Origin of the sequence: Ornithinimicrobium pulveris (assembly GCF_050261105.1) — a bacterium.
Classification (GTDB): domain Bacteria; phylum Actinomycetota; class Actinomycetes; order Actinomycetales; family Dermatophilaceae; genus Ornithinicoccus.
This window is the reverse complement of the sequence record NZ_CP189837.1, coordinates 331435-354179: the sequence shown is the minus strand read 5'-3', so window position 1 is coordinate 354179 and position 22745 is coordinate 331435. Positions and strand designations below refer to the sequence as shown.

The 22745-nt window shown below is 70.8% G+C and carries 16 protein-coding genes and 1 pseudogene; 3 read left to right on the top strand and 14 right to left on the bottom strand.

What is annotated here, in order from left to right; genetic code table 11:
* Positions 1 to 7: 7 nt before the first annotated feature.
* The 9 genes from ACQBAT_RS01585 to zupT form a co-directional block, all read right to left on the bottom strand.
* Positions 8 to 1828, bottom strand: coding sequence for an MFS transporter (locus ACQBAT_RS01585; protein ID WP_420748416.1), 1821 nt, complete (start codon positions 1826 to 1828; stop codon positions 8 to 10).
* A 49-nt stretch (positions 1829 to 1877) separates the two neighbouring features.
* Positions 1878 to 2621, bottom strand: coding sequence for an LppX_LprAFG lipoprotein (locus tag ACQBAT_RS01580; protein ID WP_420748415.1), 744 nt, complete (start codon positions 2619 to 2621; stop codon positions 1878 to 1880).
* 21 nt (positions 2622 to 2642) lie between these two features.
* Positions 2643 to 3422 (bottom strand): phosphate ABC transporter ATP-binding protein PstB, encoded by a 780-nt coding sequence (gene pstB / locus ACQBAT_RS01575; RefSeq protein ID WP_420748414.1) that lies wholly within the window; start codon positions 3420 to 3422, stop codon positions 2643 to 2645.
* Positions 3423 to 3441: 19 nt separating this feature from the next.
* Positions 3442 to 4599: a phosphate ABC transporter permease PstA gene (pstA, locus tag ACQBAT_RS01570; protein WP_420748413.1), complete on the bottom strand. Its 1158-nt coding sequence runs from the start codon at positions 4597 to 4599 to the stop codon at positions 3442 to 3444.
* On the bottom strand, positions 4599 to 5558 hold the full coding sequence (pstC, locus tag ACQBAT_RS01565; protein WP_420748412.1) for a phosphate ABC transporter permease subunit PstC: 960 nt from the start codon (positions 5556 to 5558) through the stop codon (positions 4599 to 4601). Before pstC ends, pstA begins: the two co-directional genes overlap by 1 nt.
* A gap of 162 nt (positions 5559 to 5720) precedes the next feature.
* On the bottom strand, positions 5721 to 6908 hold the full coding sequence (gene pstS / locus ACQBAT_RS01560) for a phosphate ABC transporter substrate-binding protein PstS (protein ID WP_420748411.1): 1188 nt from the start codon (positions 6906 to 6908) through the stop codon (positions 5721 to 5723).
* 242 nt (positions 6909 to 7150) lie between these two features.
* Entirely contained in the window at positions 7151 to 8149 is a 999-nt protein-coding gene (locus tag ACQBAT_RS01555) for a squalene cyclase (protein WP_420748410.1), read from the bottom strand.
* 81 nt (positions 8150 to 8230) lie between these two features.
* Complete coding sequence (gene clpB, locus ACQBAT_RS01550) at positions 8231 to 10798, bottom strand: ATP-dependent chaperone ClpB (RefSeq protein WP_420748464.1); 2568 nt, start codon at positions 10796 to 10798, stop codon at positions 8231 to 8233.
* A gap of 138 nt (positions 10799 to 10936) precedes the next feature.
* Positions 10937 to 11749, bottom strand: a complete 813-nt coding sequence (gene zupT, locus ACQBAT_RS01545) for a zinc transporter ZupT (RefSeq protein WP_420748409.1) — start codon at positions 11747 to 11749, stop codon at positions 10937 to 10939.
* Positions 11750 to 11985: 236 nt separating this feature from the next.
* Between zupT and ACQBAT_RS01540 the strand changes: the two genes are divergently transcribed.
* Positions 11986 to 13374 carry a M28 family peptidase gene (locus ACQBAT_RS01540; RefSeq protein WP_420748408.1) on the top strand — a complete coding sequence of 463 codons (1389 nt, stop codon included), beginning with the start codon at positions 11986 to 11988 and terminating at the stop codon, positions 13372 to 13374.
* A gap of 560 nt (positions 13375 to 13934) precedes the next feature.
* Here the strand turns inward: ACQBAT_RS01540 and ACQBAT_RS01535 are convergent.
* The 4 genes and pseudogenes from ACQBAT_RS01535 to ACQBAT_RS01520 all read right to left on the bottom strand — a co-directional run bounded on the left by ACQBAT_RS01535 (position 13935) and on the right by ACQBAT_RS01520 (position 17933).
* On the bottom strand, positions 13935 to 15479 hold the full coding sequence (locus ACQBAT_RS01535; protein WP_420748407.1) for a CHAD domain-containing protein: 1545 nt from the start codon (positions 15477 to 15479) through the stop codon (positions 13935 to 13937).
* 79 nt (positions 15480 to 15558) lie between these two features.
* Entirely contained in the window at positions 15559 to 15879 is a 321-nt protein-coding gene (locus ACQBAT_RS01530; RefSeq protein ID WP_420748406.1) for a hypothetical protein, read from the bottom strand.
* Positions 15876 to 17021 (bottom strand): annotated as a pseudogene (locus ACQBAT_RS01525) (MFS transporter). Before ACQBAT_RS01525 ends, ACQBAT_RS01530 begins: the two are co-directional and overlap by 4 nt.
* A gap of 102 nt (positions 17022 to 17123) precedes the next feature.
* Positions 17124 to 17933, bottom strand: a complete 810-nt coding sequence (locus ACQBAT_RS01520; protein ID WP_420748405.1) for an SIR2 family NAD-dependent protein deacylase — start codon at positions 17931 to 17933, stop codon at positions 17124 to 17126.
* A 60-nt stretch (positions 17934 to 17993) separates the two neighbouring features.
* On the opposite strand from ACQBAT_RS01520, the gene ACQBAT_RS01515 reads away from it, so the two are divergent.
* Positions 17994 to 18878 carry a patatin-like phospholipase family protein gene (locus ACQBAT_RS01515; RefSeq protein ID WP_420748404.1) on the top strand — a complete coding sequence of 295 codons (885 nt, stop codon included), beginning with the start codon at positions 17994 to 17996 and terminating at the stop codon, positions 18876 to 18878.
* Complete coding sequence (locus tag ACQBAT_RS01510) at positions 18875 to 21487, top strand: excinuclease ABC subunit A (protein WP_420748403.1); 2613 nt, start codon at positions 18875 to 18877, stop codon at positions 21485 to 21487. Before ACQBAT_RS01515 ends, ACQBAT_RS01510 begins: the two co-directional genes overlap by 4 nt.
* Here the strand turns inward: ACQBAT_RS01510 and ACQBAT_RS01505 are convergent.
* Positions 21433 to 22692, bottom strand: a complete 1260-nt coding sequence (locus tag ACQBAT_RS01505; RefSeq protein ID WP_420748402.1) for an ATP-binding protein — start codon at positions 22690 to 22692, stop codon at positions 21433 to 21435. The two genes, ACQBAT_RS01510 and ACQBAT_RS01505, sit on opposite strands and share 55 nt — an antisense overlap.
* Between the last annotated feature and the right edge of the window lie 53 nt (positions 22693 to 22745).

Here is a 22745-nt window from a genome sequence, read left to right as displayed (position 1 = left end):
CGTGTGCTCAGCCCGCGGACGGGTGCGGCTGTTCCCGGTGGTGGCCGACGGGCCGGAAGCCGAGAGCGAGCGCGACGACGGCTGCGAGGGCGGCCGCGATACCGGCGCCGGTGAGGACGGTCTGGACCTGGATGACGGCGGCGTCCAGGAGCGCTTCGGTGTCGGTCGGATCGGTGAGACGTTCCACCTCGAGGTGGAACCGCCGCAGCCCCAGCGAGGTGAGCAGCGCCAGACCGACGACCATGCCGACCATGCGGGCGACGACGACCAGGGAGCTGACGGCGCCATGTCCTTCCTCGATGGCGTCGGCGAGCGCGGCGTCGTTGACCGGCGCGATGGCCAGGCCGACCCCGAGCCCCGCCGCGATCAGGGCCAGGGTGGTGGGGACCACGTCGTCGAGCGAGCTGCGCTCCCACTGCGCCATCGCCAGGATCCCGGCTGCTGCCAGGGCCAGGCCCGGCGCGGCGACCAGGGCCGGGCCCAGCCGACGCAGTGCCCAGCCGCCCAGGACCGCACCGATCGGCACCGCGACGAGGAAGCGGACCAGCACGAGCGCCGCATCCGTCTCGTCGGTGTCCTGGGTCAACCGGGACAGGAGCGGCACGTCGACAACGACGGCCACGATCGCGGCCCCGACGAGGACGCTGACGACCAGGGCCGGCCAGACCCGGCGACGGACCACGCCACTGGGGATGAGCGGGTGTCGGGCGGTGCGTTGCCGGATGAGGAAGGCGATCGCGGCCAGCGCCCCCACCGGCAGCAACCAGACCCCCATCGGCCCGAGCACCTCGGTCTCGGGATTGGCGGTGGAGAAGGTGAGGACCAGGGAGCCGAGCGCGATGGCGACGAACGTGGCCCCGAGCAGGTCGGCGGCGAGGAGCAGGGGGAGCCAGCGCCGGGCCGTGACCAGGGCGAGCAGAAACGACATACCGACGGCGGCCAGACCGATCGGGGTGCCGACCCGGGTCGCCAGCCCCTCGATCGGGACGAACGGCACGCCCCAGGTGATCGAGGTGGCCAAGGCGGGCGGGGCAAGCAGGGTGAGGGCCCAGAGCGCGGCGGCGAGGAGAGCGAGGACCCAGGCGGTCGCGGTGAGCACCGAGGACGTCCGGTGGGGCCGCTCGGGACCATCCTGCGCGTCCGGTGGGGTGGTTTGCGAAGCACCACGCGCGTCCGGTGGGGTGGTTTGCGAAGCACCACGCGCGTCCGGTGGGGTGGTTTCCGGGTCATCCTGCGCGTCCGGTCGGGAAGGGGAGGTGCGGGTGCGGGGGCGGAGGAGGGCGACGCCGAGGAGGCAGAGCAGGCCGAGGCCGACGTTGACCCAGAAGATGTCGCGCCAGTCGCCGACGATCAGGATGAGGGCACCGAGGAGCGGGCCGAGCACCGAGCCGAGCTCTTGCACCCCGCCGACGATCCCCAGCGGCATCCCCCGTCGACCGGGTGGCCAGAGGTCGGCCACGAGGGCGAGCGTCGCCGGCACGAGACCACCACCGCCCAGGCCCTGCAGGAAGCGGCCCACGACCATCACCGACAGGTCCACCGAGACGGCCGTCACCGCCGAGCCGACCACGAAGATCACCAGGCACCAGATGAGGATCCGGCGCCGGTCGATGAGGTCCGAGAGCCGCCCGATGAGCGGTAGCACGGCGATGTAGCCGAGCAGGAAGCCGGAGATGATCGGCGTCCCCCGCTGCAGGGACTCGATGCCCACCCCGACCCCGGCCATCATGTCGGTCAGCGCGAGCACGACGACATAGGTGTCCGCCGCCGCCAGGGCCACGGCCAGCGCCGCGACGGCCAGCAGCGAGCGGGCCCCCTTCGCCGTCACGCGTCCGTCGCGTGCGTCCTCGGCCCCCCGGCCCTCCCCCGCCGGCACGTCAGGGGGCGGTCACGGTGACGGGGGCACCGTACTGGTCGAGGGTCAGGGTGTAGGTCGACTCCGCCGGCGGGTAGAACGGCCCGGTGATCGTCACCGTCCGCACCTCCCAGTCCCCCTCCACGAGGCCGTAGACCACATCGAACTCCGCGCCGCGGTCCCCCGCGTAGAGCAGGTCGACCACGGCCTCGCCAGGCAGGGTGCCGGTGATCTCCTGCAGCACCTCGGCGCCGGCGCGTGAGCGATCCCCGAACTCCGGGTCCTGCGTCTGCGGCAGCAGCCCGACCAGCCCCACCTCGGGGTCGAAGAGGGTCGCCGGGTCCGGCACACCGAGGTCAGCGGGGTCGGTGCGCATGTGCCGGGGCACGTACGGCAGCTTGACGTAGAGATTGCCGTCGACCGCGATCGTCGGCACGTCGGCCTGGACGCCGGCCAGGCGGGCGGTGATCGTGCCGTCGAAGGCGGGCGGGTCCATGGTCCCGGCTCCGGTGGCGCTGATGATGTAGCTGTTGACGTCCTCGGGCAGGTCGGTTCCGGTCATCTGCAGATGCACCGAGCCGGCGTCGACGAGCACATCGTGCGCCTGCTCGAGCCGGTCGGCCGCGGTGGGCGGCGGGGGCTCGGAGGTGGTGACCATGTCATCCTCGGCGTCATCGCTGCACGCCGCGAGCGGCAGGGTGACCAGGGCCAGACCCACCCCGAGAACCGCGAAGTGGCGGGTATGCCGTGACTTGAGTCTCGTCATACCCGCCACTATCGCAGGAGATCAGCCGAAGCGGCCGGAGATGTAGTCCTCGGTCGCCTTCTTGGCCGGGTTGTTGAAGATCGTCTGGGTGGTGTCGTACTCGACGAGCTCGCCGGGCTTGCCGGTGGCTTCCAGGTTGAAGAAGCCGGTCTTGTCCGAGACACGCGCCGCCTGCTGCATGTTGTGCGTGACGATGACGACGGTGTATTCCTGCTTGAGCTCGTTGATCAGGTCTTCGATCGCCAGCGTGGAGATCGGGTCCAGGGCCGAGCAGGGCTCGTCCATCAGGATGACCTCGGGCTGGATCGCGATCGCGCGGGCGATGCACAGGCGCTGCTGCTGACCACCGGACAGCCCCGAACCGGGCTTGTCGAGCCGGTCCTTCACCTCGTTCCACAGGTTGGCGCCACGCAGCGAGCGCTCGCACAGCTCGTTGGCGGCCTTGCTGGACAGCCGCTTGGAGTTGAGGCGAACGCCGGCCAGGACGTTCTCCTTGATGGACATCGTCGGGAACGGGTTGGGGCGCTGGAAGACCATCCCGACCCGGCGGCGGACGTCGACGGGGTCGACGCCGCGGCCGTAGAGGTTCTTGCCGTCCATCTCCACGATGCCGTCGACGCGGCCACCGGGGATGACCTCGTGCATCCGGTTCAGGGTGCGGAGGAAGGTGGACTTGCCACAGCCCGAGGGGCCGATGAAGGCGGTCACCGAACGGGGCTCGATGGCCATGCTGACGTCCTTCACCGCGTGGAAGTCGCCGTAGTAGATGTCAAGGTCCTTGACGTCGATGCGCTTTGACATGGTGTGTCTTTCCTTGGGGTCAGCGGCCGGTCTTCGGCGCGAAGAACTTGGCGATGAGTCGGGCGGCCAGGTTGAGCAGGACCACGATGATCAGCAGCATGAGAGCCGCTGCCCAGGCGCGGTCGAGGCTGGGCGCAGGGTATCCGGGGTTGAGGGGCTTCATGAACATCCAGTAGGCGTAGACCGCCAGCGTGTTCATCGGTCCCTCGAACGGGTTGGTGTTGATGGCGCGGAAGTAGCCCACGGCCACGAGCAGCGGGGCGGTCTCACCGATGACGCGGGCGATCGCCAGCGTGACACCGGAGGCCAGGCCCGACGCGGCGGTCGGCAGGACCACCTTGAGGATGACCCGCCACTTCGGAACGCCCAGGGCCAGAGCGGCCTCGCGGAGCTCGTTGGGGACGATCCGCAGCATCTCCTCGCTGTTGCGCACCACGGTCGGGATCATCAGCACCGACAGCGCGATCGCGCCGGCAACACCGTTCTTGGTGCCGGGGCCAAAGAGGGTGGCGAACAGCGCGTAGGCGAACAGGCCGGCCACGATCGAGGGGATACCCGTCATCACGTCGACGAGGAACCGGATCGCGTGGGACAGCTTGTTCTTCTGGCCGTACTCCACCAGGTAGATCGCGGTGAACATCCCGATCGGCACCGAGATCAAGGCGGCGATGCCGGTGATGATCAGCGTGCCGATGATGGCGGCGTAGGCGCCACCCACCATCGGGGCACCCTCCTCAACCGTCGCCCGGTCGTGGACGCCGGTCACCCCGTTCATCGACTGGTTGAGGAAGTTGGCGTTGAACAGCGTGCCCGAGCCCTGCGAGATGACCGTCCACAACAGCGAGATCAGCGGCAGGACGGCGAGCACGAAGGCGCCAGCCACCAGGGCGGTCATCGTCCGGTCGACCGCCTGGCGGTGACCCGCGGTCTGCCGGAAGGCGATGTAGGTGCCGATCAGGTAGAGGATGAAGGCGATGACCGCGGCCAGCGCCACGTTCAGGCCGATCAGCCAGAGCACCAGACCGATCGCGGCGCCGACGCCGAGGGTGATGCGGCCCAGGTTGTTGGAGGCGGGGTGGACCGGGGCCAGCTCGATGCCGTCCATCCGGTCCAGCGCGGTCTCCGGCAGTTCCTCGGCGTGCTGCTCGGACTCCGGGGTCTTCTGGTCGAGGGTCATCAGTTGGCTCCCGAGAACTCGGAGGACCGCTCGACGATCCACCTGGCGACCAGGTTGACCGCGAGGGTGATGGCGAACAGGACGAGACCGGCGGCGATCAGCTCCTCCAGCCGCAGGCCGAAGGCCTCGGGGAAGTTCAGCGCGATCTCGGCGGGGATGGTTCGGTTGCCCGGGCCGATGAAGTTCCAGGTGAACACGCCCGGCGCGAGAATGATGGCCACGGCCATCGTCTCGCCGAGCGCGCGGCCCAGGCCGAGCATGGTGCCGCCGATGATGCCGGGCTTGCCGAAGGGCAGCACAGCGGTCTTGATCATCTCCCACTTGGTGGCGCCCAGGGCCAGCGCAGCCTCCTCGTGCAGGCGCGGGGTCTGCAGGAAGACCTCGCGCGAGACGCTGGTGATGATCGGCAGGATCATCACCGCGAGCACCAGTGAGGCGGTGAGCAGCGTGCGTCCCGAGGACGAGGGGTTGCCGAAGAGCGGAATGAAGCCCAGGTTCTCGGCCAGCCACCGGTAGAGCGGGACGATCGCCGGGGCGAAGACGAACATGCCCCACATGCCGTAGACCACCGACGGGACGGCGGCCAGCAGGTCGATCACGAAACCGATCGCGGTGCCGATCCGGCGGGGCGCGTAGTGCGAGACGTAGAGCGCGATGCCGACGGCGATCGGGGTGGCGACCACCATCGCGATGAGCGAGGCCACGATCGTGCCGAAGACCAGCGGCCAGACGTAGGAGAAGAAGCCGTTGCCGCCGGTGACCTGCTCGGGGTCCGCGACGAAGATGGGGGCGGCGCTGGTGATCAGGAAGATCGCGACCCCGGCCAGGATGGCCAGGATCAGCAGGGCCGAGCCGACGGACAGGCCGGAGAAGATCACGTCTCCGGGACGGCGGACCGCCTTGGGGGTGGTCCCTTCGGACTCCGCCTTCGGCGGCGCCTCAGGGGTGGAGGTGCTCATCGGCGACCCTTTCTGCAGAACAGGAACTCGGTCTCACGGGATGTCACGGGAGTCACAGAATGTCACCGAAGTGACGGGTTGAGGGTGACGCACCGGCACGGCGACCACGGTCCCAAGGACCCTGGCCGCCGTGCCGTCGTGCGCTGCTCACCGAGGGGTGAATCAGCCGCCGGTGATGGCGTCGATGGTGCTCATCGCCTCATCGCGCATGCTCGAGGAGATCGGGGCGGAGCCAGCAGCGTCGGCGCTGGCGTTCTGGCCGTCCTCGGAGACGATGTACTCGGAGTAGGCCTTCACCAGGTTGGCGGTGTCGGCGTCCTCGTACTGCTTGCACATGATCAGGTAGGACACGAGGACGATCGGGTAGGCGCCGGCCTCCTCGGTGTCGTGGGCCAGGTCGATGGCGAGGTCACCCTCGACGCCGGTGTCGGCCTTCGGGGAGGCCTCGACGACCTTGGCCGCAGCCTCGGGCGAGAACTCGACGAAGTCCTCGCCGACGCCGACCTTGACGGTCGCGAGGTCACCGACAGCGGAGGCGTCGGCGTAGCCGATCGAGCCCTCGGCGCCACGGACCGCGTTGATCACACCGGAGGTCTGCGGGGCAGCCTCACCGCCGGAGATCGGCCAGGTCTTGCTGGGCTCCTCGGTCCACACGTCGGGAGCCGCGGCGGCCAGGTAGTCGGTGAAGTTCTCGGTGGTGCCGGACTCGTCCGAGCGGTTCACGACCGTGATGGGGGTGCTGGGGAGGTCGGCGTCCGGATTGTCGGCCGCGATCTCCTCGTCGTCCCAGCTGGTGATCTCCTGGGCGAAGATCTTGGCCATGGTGTCGGGCTTGAGGTTCAGCTCGTCGACGCCGGGCAGGTTGAACGGCACGGCGATCGGGGAGATGTAGACCGGCACGTTGACGGCGTCGCCGCCGGAGCAGACGTTCTGCACCTCGGCGCGCTGGTCCTCGTTCAGGTAGGCGTCGGAGCCGGCGAAGGTCGCGGCGCCGGCGATGAGCTGGCCGATGCCGGCGCCCGAGCCGACGGAGTCGTAGTTGACCGTGACGCCGGGCTCGACGCCCTGGAAGCCAGCGATCCACGCGGTCTGGGCGGCCTCCTGAGAGGACGCGCCAGCGCCGGTCAGGGAGCCGGACAGATCGCCACCAGCGGCGGCCTCGCCCTCGGTGTCCTCGGCGCCAGCGGTGTCGGCGGCGTCATCGGCACCCTCGTCGGCGCCCTCGTCGGCAGCAGTGTCCTCGGCGGCCGGGGTGTCGGTCTGGGTCGGGGTGTCGTCGCCACAGGCGGCGAGGGTGATGGACGCGGCCATCGCGATCGCGACGGTCGGGGCAAAGCGGCGAAGCTTCACGGGATTACCTCTCTCGATGTGCTGTGTGTGTTGGCACGCCCGCCGAGAGTGAGCCCGGTGGGTGTTGGGCGTGCTTGGCGGCGTTGCCAACCGCTCGTGAACGTAGGGAGGTCACGTGTCGCCCGCAGGCGCGTTGGGTGAACGAGTGGTGAACGAGCGTGGAATGTCCGACGCTGCCTCGGCCGCGTTGCCCGGCTGACCTGCACCGCAGTGCTCAGGTCACGAGCAGGTCACATCTGCCCTCAGGCGACCTTCCGCCCGTCCCACCAGTCGAGCACCCGGGTGCCGTAGAGGGTCAACCAGGGCGACGGCATACCGACCGGGACGTCGACGGCGAACCACTCCTGCCCCTCGTGGCGCACCTGCTGCAGCCAGCTCCCGTCCTCCTGCCGCAGCCCGCGGACGATCTCGACCGCTTCGGCCAGTCGCGGGTCCGGCGCCCTCCCGTCGTGCTCGGACGCCAGCCGGACGTGGTCCAGCGCGCGGAGGATGTCGTAGTGCCACCGGAACGGGTATCCGAACTGGCAGGCCTCGCCGATCACCGGCTCCGCCGTGGACAGCCGCCGCAGCAGGTGGCGCGTCAGGAGGTACTCCTCCGCCCGGTGCCGCGAGGCGGTCAGCAGCTCCCGCTCCTGGGCGGAGAGCGCGTCACCACCGTGCATCTCGCGGTACAGCAGACCGACCGCACCGTTGAGCGTGGAGTGGATGGAGGCGCGCGCGGACCCTTCCACCCACTCGCAGTTCCAGCCGCCCTCGGCCGCCTCGTGTTCAGGGAACCAACGCGCCAGCCCGGTGACATCGGCGCCCAGCCAGGTGCCGGTCGCCAGCGTCTCGGCGTTGATGCAGACGTCGACCTCGCCGTGCCAGTAGGGCAGGTCGTCGTACTCCCACCGGCTGTTCGCGCGCAGCTTCTCGGCGGTGTCGCCGAGCGCCTGTGGGTCGGCGCCCCACTGGCGCAGCAGGCTCAGCGTGGGGGTGGTCGCCACCCACGGCTGGCCCACGTTGACGTCCCCGACCTCGGCCCGCGGGTCCCGCCGGGTCGGGAAGAAGGCGCCCCCGGCCCACTGGCCGTCCTCGTCCTGGAGGCGCAGCAGCCGCGCCCCGAATCCCTCGCGCACGACCCGCGCCCGGGTGCTGCGCCATACCTCCTCGGGCTCGTCGAGCAGGTCGCGCTCGACCTGCCAGCGCAGCGCCGGATCGGTGTCCAGCAGCCAGTCGGTGAGGGGCTGGGAAAGGCTCATGGCGCCAACGTAGACCCCGCCGCGGACAAGATGTGTCCGCAGCGGGGTCTCGTGGCCAACCCGAGTCCCGTATGCCGCAGCTCAGCCGAGCCGCAGACCCTCACCCTCGGGGTCGACGTCGACGGTGACCGACGAGCCGTCCCGCACCTCACCGGCGAGCAGCGCCCGGGCGAGCCGGTCACCGATCTCGCTCTGCACCAGGCGGCGCAGCGGGCGGGCACCGTAGGCCGGGTCGTAGCCGCGCTCAGCCAGCCAGGCGGCGGCCGCGTCGGTCACCTCGAGGGTGATCCGCCGGTCCGCGAGGCGGCGCGAGAGCTGCGCGACCTGCAGGCCCACGATGGTGGCCAGCTCCTCCTGGCTGAGCGGGTCGAAGATCACGACCTCGTCCAGCCGGTTGAGGAACTCGGGCTTGAAGGCCGAGCGGACCGCGCCCATGACCAGGTCACGCTTGACGTCCGGCTCCATGGTCGGGTCGACGAGGAACTGGCTGCCCAGGTTGGAGGTCATCACCAGGATCACATTGCGGAAGTCCACGGTGCGGCCCTGGCCGTCGGTCAGCCGGCCGTCATCGAGCACCTGGAGCAGGATGTCGAAGGTCTCCGGGTGCGCCTTCTCCACCTCGTCCAGCAGGACGACGCAGTAGGGGCGACGGCGGACGGCCTCGGTGAGCTGACCGCCGGACTCGTAGCCGACATAGCCGGGGGGCGCCCCGATCAGGCGCGCGACCGCGTGCCGCTCGGAGTACTCCGACATGTCGATCCGGATCATCGCCCGCTCGTCGTCGAAGAGGAAGTCGGCCAGTGACTTGGCCAACTCGGTCTTGCCGACGCCGGTCGGGCCGAGGAAGAGGAAGCTGCCGGTCGGCCGGTCGGGATCGGAGATCCCGGCGCGGGCGCGGCGGACCGCGTCGCTGACGGCGCGGACCGCGGAGCGCTGGCCGATCAGCCGCTCGCCGAGGACGTCCTCCATCCGGAGCAGCTTCTCGGTCTCGCCCTCGAGCAGGCGGCCGGCGGGGATGCCGGTCCAGGCGGAAATGACGTCGGCGATGTCGTCCGCGCCCACCTCGTCCTTGACCATCGGGGAGCCGTCCGTATGCGGTGCGCTCTGCTCCTCCTCCTGCGCGGCGCTGAGCTGCTGCTCGGCCTGCGGGATCTCGCCGTAGAGCAGGCGGGAGGCGGCCTCGTAGTCGCCGGCACGCTGGAGCCGCTCGGCCTGGGTGCGCAACTCATCCAGGCGGGCCTTGAGCTCACCGACCTGGTTCAGGCCGGACTTCTCAGCCTCCCAGCGAGCGTTGAGCGCGGAGAGCTGCTCCTGCTTGTCGGCGAGATCGGCGCGCAGCCGGCTCAGGCGCTCGCGGGAGGCGTCGTCCTCCTCACGCTGCAGGTGCATCTCCTCCATCCGGAGGCGGTCGACCTGGCGGCGGAGCTCATCGATCTCGACCGGGGAGGAGTCGATCTCCATCCGCAGGCGGCTGGCCGCCTCGTCGACGAGGTCGATGGCCTTGTCGGGCAGCTGGCGACCGGTGATGTAGCGGTCGGACAGCGTCGCGGCGGCGACCACGGCGGAGTCGGCGATGGCGACCTTGTGGTGCGCCTCGTAGCGCTCCTTGAGGCCACGCAGGATGGCGATGGTGTCTTCGACGCTGGGCTCACCGACGAAGACCTGCTGGAAACGGCGCTCCAGGGCGGGGTCCTTTTCGATGTTCTCGCGGTACTCATCCAGGGTGGTGGCGCCGACCATCCGCAGCTCGCCGCGGGCCAGGAGCGGCTTGAGCATGTTGCCGGCGTCCATCGAGGAGTCGCCGCTGGCGCCAGCGCCGACGACGGTGTGCAGCTCGTCGATGAAGGTGATGACCTTGCCGTTGCTCTCGCGGATCTCGGTGAGGACGGCCTTGAGGCGCTCCTCGAACTCACCGCGGTACTTGGCGCCGGCCACCATCGCGCCCAGGTCCAGGGAGATGAGGGTCTTGTCGCGCAGGGACTCGGGGACATCGCCCTCGACGATCCGCTGGGCCAGGCCCTCGACAACGGCGGTCTTGCCGACGCCGGGCTCGCCGATGAGGACGGGGTTGTTCTTGGTGCGGCGGGAGAGCACCTGGACCACGCGCCGGATCTCGCTGTCCCGGCCGATGACCGGGTCGAGCTTGCCCTCGCGGGCCATCGCGGTGAGGTCGGTGCCGTACTTGCCGAGCGCGTCGAAGGTGGCCTCCGGGTCGGCGGAGTCGACCTTGGCCCCGCCGCGGAGCAGGGGGATCTGCTGCTGGAGCGCAGCGGCGTCCAGGATCGGGAACCGGCCGGTGCTGGCCAGCGCGAGGAGCAGATGGTCGGTGGAGATGAAGCTGTCCCCCATCGCGGCCATCGTGTCCTGGGCATCCTTGAGGACCGCGTGCATGGCACGGGAGAACTGCGGGTTGCCCATCGTGGTGCCGCTGGCGGTGGGCAGCGCGCGCAGGGCGTCGTCGGCCGCCGCGACGGCAGCGCTCGCCGAGGTGCCGGTCGCCTCAAGCAGTGGTCCGGTGGTGGTGTCGGTCTGCTGGGCCAGTGCCTTGAGCAGGTGCGCGGGCTCGACCTGCGCGTGACCCGCCGCGGCGGCGTCGCGCACGGCGGTGGACAGGGCCTCCTGGGCCTTCGTCGTCAGATCCATAGGTATGTCGTACTCCTCCCGGCCGCTGTCGGCCAGTCGTCAAGGGGCAAAGTCTCTGACAGGGTCAACACTGCCAGAGTTGAGTCTGTTCCGCTCAACTTCGAGATCATCGGGATGGTTCGGGTGGGTCATGGTCCGGGTGGGTCAGCCCTGGCCGAGGAGCTGGAGGGAGAGCACCATCACGACCGCGCCGAGGAAGAAGCCGATCAGCGGCTGGGTGTGGTGGGTCTGGTAGCGGCGGGCGGCCGGGAGCAGCTCGAGGAAGCTGACGGCCAGCATCATCCCGGCGACGAGGGCCAGTGAGATCACCATCCACTCATCGGGCAGCACCGCGCTGAGCAGGAGGTAGCCGAGCAGACCCCCGACCGGCTCGGCCAGCCCGGACACGCTCGCCCAGAGCAGCGCCTGCACCTTGGACCGGGTGGCGGCATAGATGGGAGCCGCCACCGCGAGCCCCTCCGGGACGTTGTGGATGGCGATGGCGACGGCGAGCGTGATGCCGCCGGAGGGTTCTTTCAGGGTGGCCACGAAGGTCGCCAGGCCCTCGGGGAGGTTGTGCAGCGCGACGACGGTCGCGAGCAGCACCCCGCTGCGCAGGAGCCGGGGATCCACCTGGCCGGCGTTGATCCGGTCCAGCTGCTCTCCCCCGCCGATCTCGGCCGGGTTGATCGAGTGCGGGATCACCCGGTCCACCGCCACCACGCTGAGGGCCCCGACGATCAGCGCGCCGCCCACCCACCACCGCGCGGCGCCCTCACCGACGAGGTGCCCCAGGTCGACGAGTGCAGAGGGGGCGATCTCGACGACGGAGATGGTGATCATCACCCCTGCCGCGAAGGCGAGCGCCGCCGCGAGCACGTCTCGGCGCAGCACCCTGGTCTGGGTCCCCAGCCACCCCCCGACGCAGGTGGACAGACCGGCCAGCAGGGTGACGAGAAAGGCGAGCAGCAACGGCATACCTCCTCGTCCTCGGAGCCGACCCCACGATCTCGGGCCGATTCTGTCGCACCCCCGGGCCCCGGCGCACCGGGGTGCGGCGGTGACGCCGCCCCGGGTCGGGTCAAGGCTTGGTCAAGATCAGGTATGGAGTTGGTCAAGACCGCCGCCATCGCTCGCCTGAGCGCAGATCGCGACCTAGCGTCGGGATGTCCCGTCATCGTCGACCCGGATCACCACAGACCAGGAGCATCCCCATGCGCAGGACCGTGTCCACCCTCGCCGCGACCGCACTCGTCGCCGGCGTGACTGCCGCCCCCGCCCTCGCCAACCCCGATCGCAACCGCGCGGGGGGCAACCCGAACAGCCCGGAGAAGCTGGTCGAGGCGATCGACGCCGACAGCCTCTGGAGCCACATGGAGGCCTTCTACGACATCGCGATGGCCAACGACGGCCACCGCGCCGCGGCCACTCCCGGGTATGACGCCAGCGTCGACTATGTCGTCGACCAGCTCGAAGGCGCCGGCTACGACGTCGAACTGCAGGAGTTCGAGATCTTCTACACCGAGACGCTGCACCAGGAGTTGCGACAGGTCTCTCCCACCGAGCGCGACCTCGAGCACACCGTGCTGACCTACTCCCCGTCCGGTGCGGCCACGGCCGAGCTCGCGGCCCCCTCCGGCGACCCGCTGGGCTGCACCGCAGGGGCTTACGGCGGCGAGGACCTCACCGGCAAGATCGCGATCGTCTCGCGGGGCGTGTGCCCGTTCGCCGACAAGAGCCTGGCCGCTGCCGAGGTGGGCGCGGAAGCAGTGATCATCTACAACAACGCGGCAGGCGCGCTCAACGGCACGCTCGGCTCCCCCAACGACGGCTACGTCGCCACCGTAGGCATCACCCGGGACCTCGGGCTGGACCTCGTGGCCCAGCTCGCCGACGGTCCGGTCGTGGTCGACCTCGACCTGGAGCAGCTCGCTGAGTGGCGGACCACCGTCAACGTGCTCGCCGAGACGCGCACCGGCCGTGACGACAACGTGGTCATGGTCGGCGCCCACCTCGACGGGGTGCCCCAGGGCCCGGGCATGAACGACAACGCCTCCGGCTCCGCGGCCGTCCTTGAGCTGGCGCTGCAGTCGGCGAAGATCAACAAGGTCAACAACAAGCTTCGCTTCGCCTTCTGGGGCGCCGAGGAGATCGGCCTGCTGGGGTCGATCCACTACGTCAGCGAGTTGTCCCAGGCCGAGCGCGACGACATCGCGGCCTACATCAACCTCGACATGGTCGCTCCGCTGGATCACCAGAACACCCTCGGCGTGCTGCAGGGCGGCTTCAGCGATGGTGCCCAGCAGTTGCTCATCGACCAGCTCGAGCGGGACAACCACCCGCACGGCCCGGCGGGCAATGGCAACAACTCCGACTACGCGCCGTTCGTGGCCGCCGGGATCACCTCGACCGGGCTGCTGTCCTACTACGACAGCAACTACCACACTGCCCAGGACGACCTGGACAATGTGTCGCCGACCTCGCTGCACCACTCGGCCCGCGCGGTCGCCTCGCTGGTGGGCACCTTCGCCTACGACACCTCGCTGATCAACGACAAGTGCTCGGCGGGCAAGTCCGGCAAGCCCCACCCTGGCGGCTGCTGACTCAGGCAGGTAGCGCCTGACCGGTGCGATCCGGTCACAGCACCCCGTGACGCGCACCCGAGGGCACACACCTGACGCGCACCCGAGCGCACACCCAGCGCCCGATCCCGCCGCACCGGCGACGGGGTCGGGCGCTGTGCGTCCCGCCCCACGCAAGGTCAAGAGAAGGTAAAAACTTGGTCAGCGTTCGACAGGTAGGTCGCTGGAGGCCCTGACGTGCCTCTACCGTGAGAGTGCGTCAGGCGCAAGCCCAAGGCACACCCGGACCGTCGAGCCCGGATCGAGTCGGGCCGTCCACGTGCACTCGGAGGGGTGCGCACGAGGGCGGCCCGTCGCCGTCTGCGCCGCCAACCCGAAACTTCTGGGAGCTATCCCCCGGGCCCCGAGAGCCATCCGCCGGACTCCCGGGCCTGTGAGTGCCCGGATTCGATCCGCTTCTCGGCTCGAAACTGTGCCTACTCGGGGCACTCACAGGCATCCGAGGCCGCCGCCGAACCGGGATCGCCGCCGAACCGGGATTGAGGCCGAACCGGGATCGAGGCCGATCGCCCTCCCGGCGCTCAGCGCCCCAGAGCCGCTGTGACCGCCCGCACGCCTGCCTCGACCGCGGGCCGACGGCCACCGAGCTGCAGACCCAGCAGGACGGCATACGTGTGCGTGGGTTCGTCGGCCGCCCGCGCTGCAGCGAGCAGCTCCTCCAACCACTCCACGGCGACCATCGAGTCCTGGGCCGCCCCCAACGCCTCGGTCACCTCCTCCCAGGCCTTCGCGTCCTCCTCGGCGTCCGAGCCGAAGGCCGGGGCCAGCGCCTCCCACGCGTAGCGCACCGCCTTGGCCCGCTTGCGCGTCTCGTGCAGCAGGTGCATCCGCTCCTCGCCCTCGGTCGCCTCGGCGGCCTCGAAGTCCCGGCGCGCGCGGCCGATCGCCTTCTCGACCAGCGGGGGGAGCACCTTGCTTGCCTTCTTGTTCGCCCGCCCGCGCCACGGCGGGTCCGCGACCAGCTCGACCAGGCGGTCGGTCAGGCGGGCGTAGCGCTCACCGTCCATCACCTCCACCAGCGCGGCGTGCGCCTCCGCATGCCGCCGATCCAGCTCCTGGGTGACCCGCTCACGCACGGGTCCGACCACGTGTTCGTCGGGTAGCTCCTCCAGCTCGGCGAGCAGGTGCTCCTTCTGCACCTCGGCATCGCGCGGCCCGCCGAGCACCTCGCCGTACCACTTGATCTCAGCTCGCAAGGGGTCGGTCACCTCCCGGTCGAGCAGTCTCCGGAAGGTGCGCAGCGCGCTCCGCAGTCGCCGGCACGCGACGCGGGTCTTGTGCACCGACTCCGGTCCGTCGACGCGCAGCGCCTCCCGTCCGCGGATCACCGCGACCTGCTCGGCCAGGTAGTCCACCAGCACCGCCCGCGCCGGCCCCTTCGGATCCGGCCCGGTCCCCTCTTCGGCACGCTGCGGCCGATCGCCCAGGGCGCGGCCGAGCTTGGACCTCGACTCCGACACCTCCACGCCCTGCTCGGCGAAGACCTCGGTCACCGCGTCTAGCAAATCGGAGCCCGCCTCGGTGCCGCTCTGCTCGCCCACGAGCTCGACCTCAAGTTCCCGCCAGGTCGACCCGGCCGGCTGCGCGCTCACCGTGTCGTCGCAGAGCTCGGCGACCACCTCACCCGAGCCGTCGGTCAGGTCGATCTGGGTCCGGTATGTCGTGAGCACAGCCGCCGGGACCAGTCCCCGTGCCGGGTCGTCCAGCTCGGACCAGGCCTCGCCGAGGTGCGCGGCGAGGGCGTCCAGGTGGCCCTGGGGGACCCTCCAGCGACCCGGTCCCGCACTGAGCGGGGCATGCACCTCACGCCGGGCTCCGGGTGCTGCGTCCGAGCCCGCGGGGAGCTTGAGGTGCCAGCCTTCATCGCTGCCACCTTCCCTGCGGCGCAAGGTGATCCGGTGGCGGATCAGCAGCAGGTCGGTCGTGTCCAGATAGACCGCGCGCATCCGGTGCTCACGTCCGGCGCCCACCCCCAGCAGATCCCCGAGGGCGGGCAGCGGGGCGTCGGGGTCGAGATCGAACTTGCGCTCGACCTCGAGGTGAGCGTGCGGTGAGGGGGACGGCATACGGACCATCATCCCGGGTCGGTCGGCCGGGGGCCGGGTGGGTGGCGACGGGACTGCCGTCGTCAGCGCTGACGGTCGGTCAGGGCTGCGGCGGGCGGGGATCACCAGGCTCGTCGTACCACCCGTCGTGCTCCTCGGCGACGGCGATGAAGCGCTCGCGCAGCCCCTCGTAGGCACCGCCACCCATCGTGTCCGGCAGCCGGGTGTCCAGCACGTAGACCGCCCACTCCACCTCTCGGTCATCTTCCCCGTGCTCCTGGTTCCGCGCGGCCTCCCGGACCACCCTCACGTGCTCGAAGCCCTCCTCGCGCAGCTCCTCCGCCAGCTCCTCGGCGACGTCCCGCTCAGGCAGGATGATCAGGTGCTCGCTGCCCTGGTGCGGGCGCTCTGCGGTACTCACGTCTTGAGCGTAGGGGACGCGCTGCGCCCCAACGTCTCCGGCGCGCGGAGCCACGGCAGAGCCCCCAGCAGACAGACCACGCCGCACAGCGCGAAGGCCACCTCGAAGCCGAACCGGTCGGCCGCCAACCCGATCACGATCGGCCCCACGATGGTGCCGATGTCCTGCGCCATCTGGAAGGCGGCCAGCACCTTGCCGCCGCTGCGCTCCTGGCCCACGATGTCCGCCACCGCAGCCTGCGTCGCCGGGCCGACCAACCCGGCACCCACGCCCGAGAGGAAGGTCAGCACCAGCAGCACGCTCAGCCCGGCCAGCACCGAGAGCCCGTCGTGCTTCGCCGTCCCCAGCGCCCCGACGGTCACGGCCATCACCAGCATCCCGGTCACGATCAGCGGTCGACGGCCCACCCGATCGGCCAGGCCCCCGGCGACCTGCAGCGTGAGCGCCGTCCCCACTGCCCCGATCGCCAGGGCCGCGCCCGCGATCCATCGCTGGTCCAGCACCGTCACCGCCAGCAGCGGCAGCACCGCGATCCGTGCCCCGAAGTTCACCCAGCCGTTGGCCACGCCGGAGATCAGCACGGCCCGGTAGGCCGGATCGCTCAGCGCCTCGCGGAAGGTCAGCACAGGCCGCGCCGCACCCTCCAGGTCCGCCGACCGCAGCCTCGCCCCACCCAGCCCCCACCGGACGATCGCGGCCGCGATGAACAGGGCGACGGCATACACGATGAACGGGACCCGCATCCCGAGCTCGGCGAGCGCACCCCCGATCGCCGGACCGACCATCGAGCCGATCAGGAAGGCGGAGGCGAAGACCGAGGAGACCCGGCCGCGCGCGCCGGGCGGCGCCAACCGGACGATCAGCGCCATCGAGGAGATCGTGAACATCGTCGAGCCGATGCCGCCGAGCCCGCGGAAGACCAGCAGCTGCCACTAGCTCTGCGCGAAGGCTGTCGCGAGCGAGGAGATCGCCACGATGAGCAGGCCGGCCAGATAGACCGGCCGCTCCCCCAGCCGCTCTACCAGCGCCCCGCCGGCGGGCGCGAAGACGAGCCGGAAGAAGGCGAAGATCGAGACCACGACGGTGGCCGCGGCCACGCCGACGTCGAAGGAACGGGCGAAGACCGGCAGGACCGGCGACACCAGGCCGAAGCCGACGGCGATGACGAAGGCGGCCCCGACCAGGACCCAGATCTCCCGCGGGATGACGATCTGCGGCTGCGCTGCGCGCCTCACCACACCCCCTCAGCCGAGCTGCGCGAGGAGAGCCGGGAGCGCCTGCGCCGCGGTGGCGCGCCAGACGTGGTCGGCCGCCTCGCTCACCTCGGTCTCGCGCGGGTTGATCTCGACGACCGGCACGCCGCGAGCCCCGGCCAGGTGCGGGATGGTGGCGGCCGGGTGGACGAGCCCGGAGGTCCCGACCACCAGCACCAGATCCGCCTCCTGCGCCGCCTCGACCGCGGCGAAGAACTCCTCCTGCGGCAGCGCCTCACCGAACCAGACGACGCCCGGGCGCACCTGGCCCTCGCAGCCCTCGCGCTCGCAGGCGGGTGGGTCCACCTCCGCGACCGGCTCCGCCAGGTCCCCGTATGCCGTGTGGCTGGGACGGTCGCAGGTGTCGCACCGGAGCGCGAAGAGGCTGCCGTGGATGTGGGCCAGGACCTCGGCACCGCCGCGTTCGTGCAGGTCATCGACGTTCTGGGTGGCGACCTGCAGGTCCACGCCCGCGCGCTGCTGCCAGGCGGCGAGGGCCTCGTGCCCGGCATTGGGCTGGGCGGCGCGGACGAGGGAGGCGCGCCAGGAGTACCAGGCCCAGACCTGTGCCGGGTCGTGCCGCCAGGCCTCCGGGCTGGCCAGCTCCATCGGGTCGAAGCGCTCCCACAGCCCGACCTGCACGTCGCGGAAGGTCGGGATCCCGGACTCCGCCGACATACCGGCCCCGGTCAGCACGCAGACGCGCCGGGCCGAGCGCGCCAGCTCGAGCACGGCGGGCGGGACCTCGACAGCCGTGACCTCCTCGGGCTGGACGGAACGGGGCGACTCGGGTGACGGCATACGGGCATTGTGCATGGCCGCGGTGACAGGCCTGTCGGTGACAGCGCCTACGGTGGAGCCGTGAGCCAGCCCGCTGCCCCGATCAGCCGCACCGCGCTGCTCTTCGAAGGTGGCGGGATGCGCGCGTCCTACACCTCGGGCATGGTCGTCGCCCTGCTCGAGGCGCAGCTGCGCCTGCCCTGGGTGGGCGGGATCTCGGCGGGTGCGAGCAACACCGCCAACTACCTCTCCCGCGATCCGTGGCGCGCCCGGCACAGCTTCACCGACTTCGCCGCCGACCCGCGGTTCGGTGACTGGCGCACCTTCGCGCGCGGAAAAGGGCTGTTCAACGCGCAGTACATCTACGAGGAGACCTCGCTGCCCGGCCAGGCGCTGCCCTTCGATTGGGACACCTTCGCCGACTCCGACCAGGCCCTGCGGATCGGTGCCTTCAACGCCACCCGAGGGGAGCAGGTGCACTGGGGCCGCGAGGACATCACGACCCTGCGCGACCTGATGGTGCGCGTCCGCGCGTCGTCGACAATGCCGGTCGTCATGCCGCCGGTGACGATCGAGGGCGAGGTCTACGTGGACGGAGCGCTCGGGCCAGCCGGCGGGATCGCGCTGGACGCCGCCCGCGCCGACGGCTACGACAGGTTCCTCGTCGTGCTCACCCAGGAGCGTGGCTATGTCAAGACCGCGCAGAGGGGGGACCGGCTGCTGCGGCGCTGGTTCCGCTCGCTGCCCGCGGTCGCCGACGCCCTGCGCGAGCGCCCGGCCCGCTACAACGCGACGCGGGAGGAGTTGTTCGAGTTGGAGAAGGAGGGATCGGCCTACCTCTTCGTGCCCGAGACGATGCCGGTCGGCAATGGCGAACGGGATGTCGCCACACTGCGCGCCAGCCACGAGGCCGGGCTGGCCCAGGCGCGGCGGGAGATCCCTGCGATCCGGGAGTTCCTGGGATGAGCGGGGAGACTGGCTCGAGCCGGAGCACGCGCGGCACGTCTCAGATCCAGGTTCGCGGCGCCCGCCTGCACAACCTGCGCGACGTCGATGTCGACCTGCCTCGCGACGCCCTGGTCGCGGTCACCGGGGTGAGCGGGTCGGGGAAGTCCTCGCTGGCCTTCGGGACGATCCACGGCGAGGCGCAGCGGCGCTATCTGGACTCGGTGGCGCCGTTCGCCCGTCGGCTCATCCACGCGGCAGTCGACCCGCAGGTCCGCGACGTGCACGGGTTGCCGCCGACCGTCGCCCTCGAGCAGGGCCGCGGGTCCGGTATGTCGTCGCGCTCCTCGGTCGGCACCGTCACCACCGCGGGTAGCACGCTGCGGATGCTGTGGTCGCGGTGCGGTGACTACCCGCCGGACGTGGCGCCGATGGACTCCGATCACTTCTCGGCCAACACCGCGGTCGGCGCGTGCCCGGCCTGCGGTGGGCTCGGGGTGGAGCATGTGCCGACCGAGGCCTCGATGGTGCCCGATCCTGCGTTGTCGATCGCCGAGGGCGCGGTCGCGGCGTGGCCGGGGGCGTGGCTGGGCAAGAACTATCGCGACATCGTGGCCACCCTCGGTCACGATGTCGACCTGCCATGGGCACAGCTCCCGCAGCAGATCCGCGACTGGATCCTGTTCACCGACGAGCAGCCGGTCGTCACGGTGGTGCCGACCCGGGATGCGGCGCGGATCCAGCGGCCCTACCAGGGCACCTTTTCCTCGGCCAGACGCTACGTCCTGCGCACCCTGGCTGAGACCAAGAGCGCCACCCAGCGCCGCCGCGCCCTCCGGTATGTCGAATCCCGCCCCTGCCAGGTCTGTGCCGGTCGGCGGTTGCGGGCCGAGGCGCTCGCGGTCACCTGGCAGGGGATGGCGATCGATGAGGCCGGGCGGGTGCCGGTCTCGGAGTTGGTGGCGGTGCTGGCAGGGCGCTTGGGCGAGCTGAGGCAGTCTGGTGCTTCGGGCGCGCACGGGACAGGCACGGCCGATGAGACCTCAGGTGCGCGCAACGTGCCATCTGCTCGCGAGGAGGCTGAGCGGGTGCTGCTCGAGGACCTCGTGGGCCGGCTGTCGTTGATGGACGACCTCGGGCTGGGCCACCTGGCGCTCGGGCGGGGCACCTCGACCGTCAGCTCCGGTGAGCTGCAGCGGCTCCGGTTGGCCACGGCGCTGCGGTCAGGCCTGTTCGGCGTCGTCTATGTCCTGGATGAGCCGTCAGCCGGGCTGCACCCGAAGGACACCGACCGCCTGATCGGGCTGCTCCGCGAGCTCGTCGCCGCCGGCAACACAGTGGTGGTGGTCGAGCACGACATGGCCGTGGTGCGGCAGTGCGACTGGGTGGTGGATGTCGGGCCCGGCGCTGGGACGGGAGGCGGCCAGATCCTGTGGTCCGGGGCCGTGGCGGGACTGGCCTCGGTCGAGACGTCGGTGACCGCGCGCTATCTGGAGCGCGAGGTGCATCCTGCGGAGATCCGTGCCGAGTCGGTGGCGCGAGCGGGGTCCGGCGAGCTGCACCTTCGGGGACTGACGCGGCATACGGTCCGGGGTGTCGACCTCGACCTGCCGCTCGGCGCGCTGACCGTGGTCACCGGCATCTCGGGCTCCGGGAAGACCAGCCTGCTCGACGCGATCCACGACCTCGTCGGTGCCGAGCTCGCGGCCGTGGAGGACGAACGCGAGCCCGAGGAGGCTGGGCGCGATGCCGACCGAGGCGTCGGCGACCAGGTCGACGGTGCCGACCCCGTCGAGAGCGGACGGGTGCGCGAGACTCGGTCGGCGGAGGTGTCGGCGAGCGGACACGGCATACCTGCTCGGGTCGTGCGGATCACGCAGAAGCCGATCGGGCGGTCGCCGCGCTCGACGCTGGCGACGTATACCGGGCTGTGGGACCACGTGCGCACACTCTTCGCGGCGACGGACGAGGCCCGCGAGCGTGGGTTCACGGCCAGCCGGTTCAGTTTCAACACAGCGGCCGGGCGGTGCCCGACCTGTCAGGGCGAGGGCGCGGTGTCGGTAGAGCTGCTGTTTCTGCCCGGGACGTACTCAACCTGCCCTGACTGTCACGGCGATCGCTTCGGGCCGGAGACGCTGGAGGTGCGCTGGCGCGGCCGGACCGTGGCTGACCTGCTGCGGCTCACGGTGGCCGAGGCGATCGAGGTGCTGGAGGAGGTGGCGCCGGTGCGACGCGCGCTCACGGCCCTCGAGGCGCTGGGGCTGGCCTATCTGACGCTCGGCCAGCCTGCGACGGAGTTGTCCGGCGGTGAGGCGCAACGGATCAAACTGGCCACCGAGCTGCAGAAGGAACGCCGCGCGCCGACCCTTTATGTGATGGACGAGCCGACCACCGGCCTGCATCCCGCGGACGTCCATCGGCTGCTCTCCCAGCTGCACGCGCTCGTCGACGCGGGACACACCGTGCTGCTCGCCGAGCATGACCCCGCTGCCGTGGCCACCGCTGACCTCGTGGTCGAGGTGGGACCCGGGGCGGGCGATGCCGGCGGCCGGGTGGTGCGGTCCGGTTGCTGGACTCAGGCGCCCAGCAGCGCCAGCGGCACCACCGCCACACCGTCCCGGCGGCGGTAGGCCCGGTCGCCCGTGGTGAGCACCACGAGATCGACGACATCGTCCGGCAGCACCTCACGTAGCCAGAGCAGGTGCCGCACATCCTTGTCATCGACCTGACCGGCGAGCTTGACCTCGACGCCCAGAACCTGACCATCCGGACCCTCGACGATGAGGTCAATCTCGCGATCTCCGTTGCGGCTGCGCAGGTGCCCGACATGGGCGCGGGCGACCTGGGCAGCCGCCCGCACGCTCAGCGTGGCGAGAGCCTCGAAGAGCGGTCCGGCGAGATGCGCGCCTCGGGGCGAGCCCAGGCTGTGGGCTGAGAGCCGCAGCAGGCGCGCCGTGAGAGCGGGGTCGACGAGCTGATGCTTGGGAGCCTGCTGCAAGCGACCCAGCGGGTTGCGCGACGCCTGCCAGCCGGGCACCGGGTCCAGGAGGAAGAGCTGGGTCAAGTGGTCCCGGTAGACGATGGTGGTCGTCTTGGCCGGCTGGCTCCCGTCACCAGCCGTGGTCGCGTCGAGGATTGCGCTGTAGGACGCTGTCGTGGAGGTCGCGGCAGCGTAGGCAGCCAGCCAGCGACGAAGCGTCTCCGGTCGACGGACCCCGAAGCCCAGCTCTGGCAGGTCCCGGTCGACGACGCGGAGCAGATAGGCGTCCAGCAACTCATCCCGGAGCTCCTGTTCCCGCCCCCGGATGCCGGGGAAGCCACTCTCGGTGATGGCCGTCAGATAGTCCGGCAGCGCGAGCGGGCTGACGTTGTCCCTCGAGGGCAGCGCATGCTCACCCTCGAGCAAAGAGGCGAGGGACACGGTGGCTGCTGGGGAGCCTGGGCGCTCGAACAACGCCATCGGCCGCATCCGCAGGGAGACGATCCGCCCGGCCCCGGAGTGGGTACCTTCACCGGAGGCCGGCGTGGCGCTCCCGGTGAGCAGAAACCGGCCAGGCGGCGCACCGGCGTCGACCTGCCGACGGACGGCATCCCACACCTCGGGCACTCTTTGCCATTCGTCGAGCAGGACTGGTCCATCGGTGAACAGGTCCAAGGAGGGGTCTGCCTGCAGGACTGACCTGTGGTCGGCCCGGTCCAACCACCAGGTCTGGTGAACCCGCTCCCGGGCAGTGGCGGTCTTGCCAACTCCCTTGGCCCCCTCGATGGCGATGGCGGGCGCCGCATCGACCAACCTGTCGAGGCGATTATCCAAGGCGCGACGGACGTAGGACATGACAACTACGCTACCGTGAGCAGACGCCCTACGCTACCGTGAGCAGCATGCCA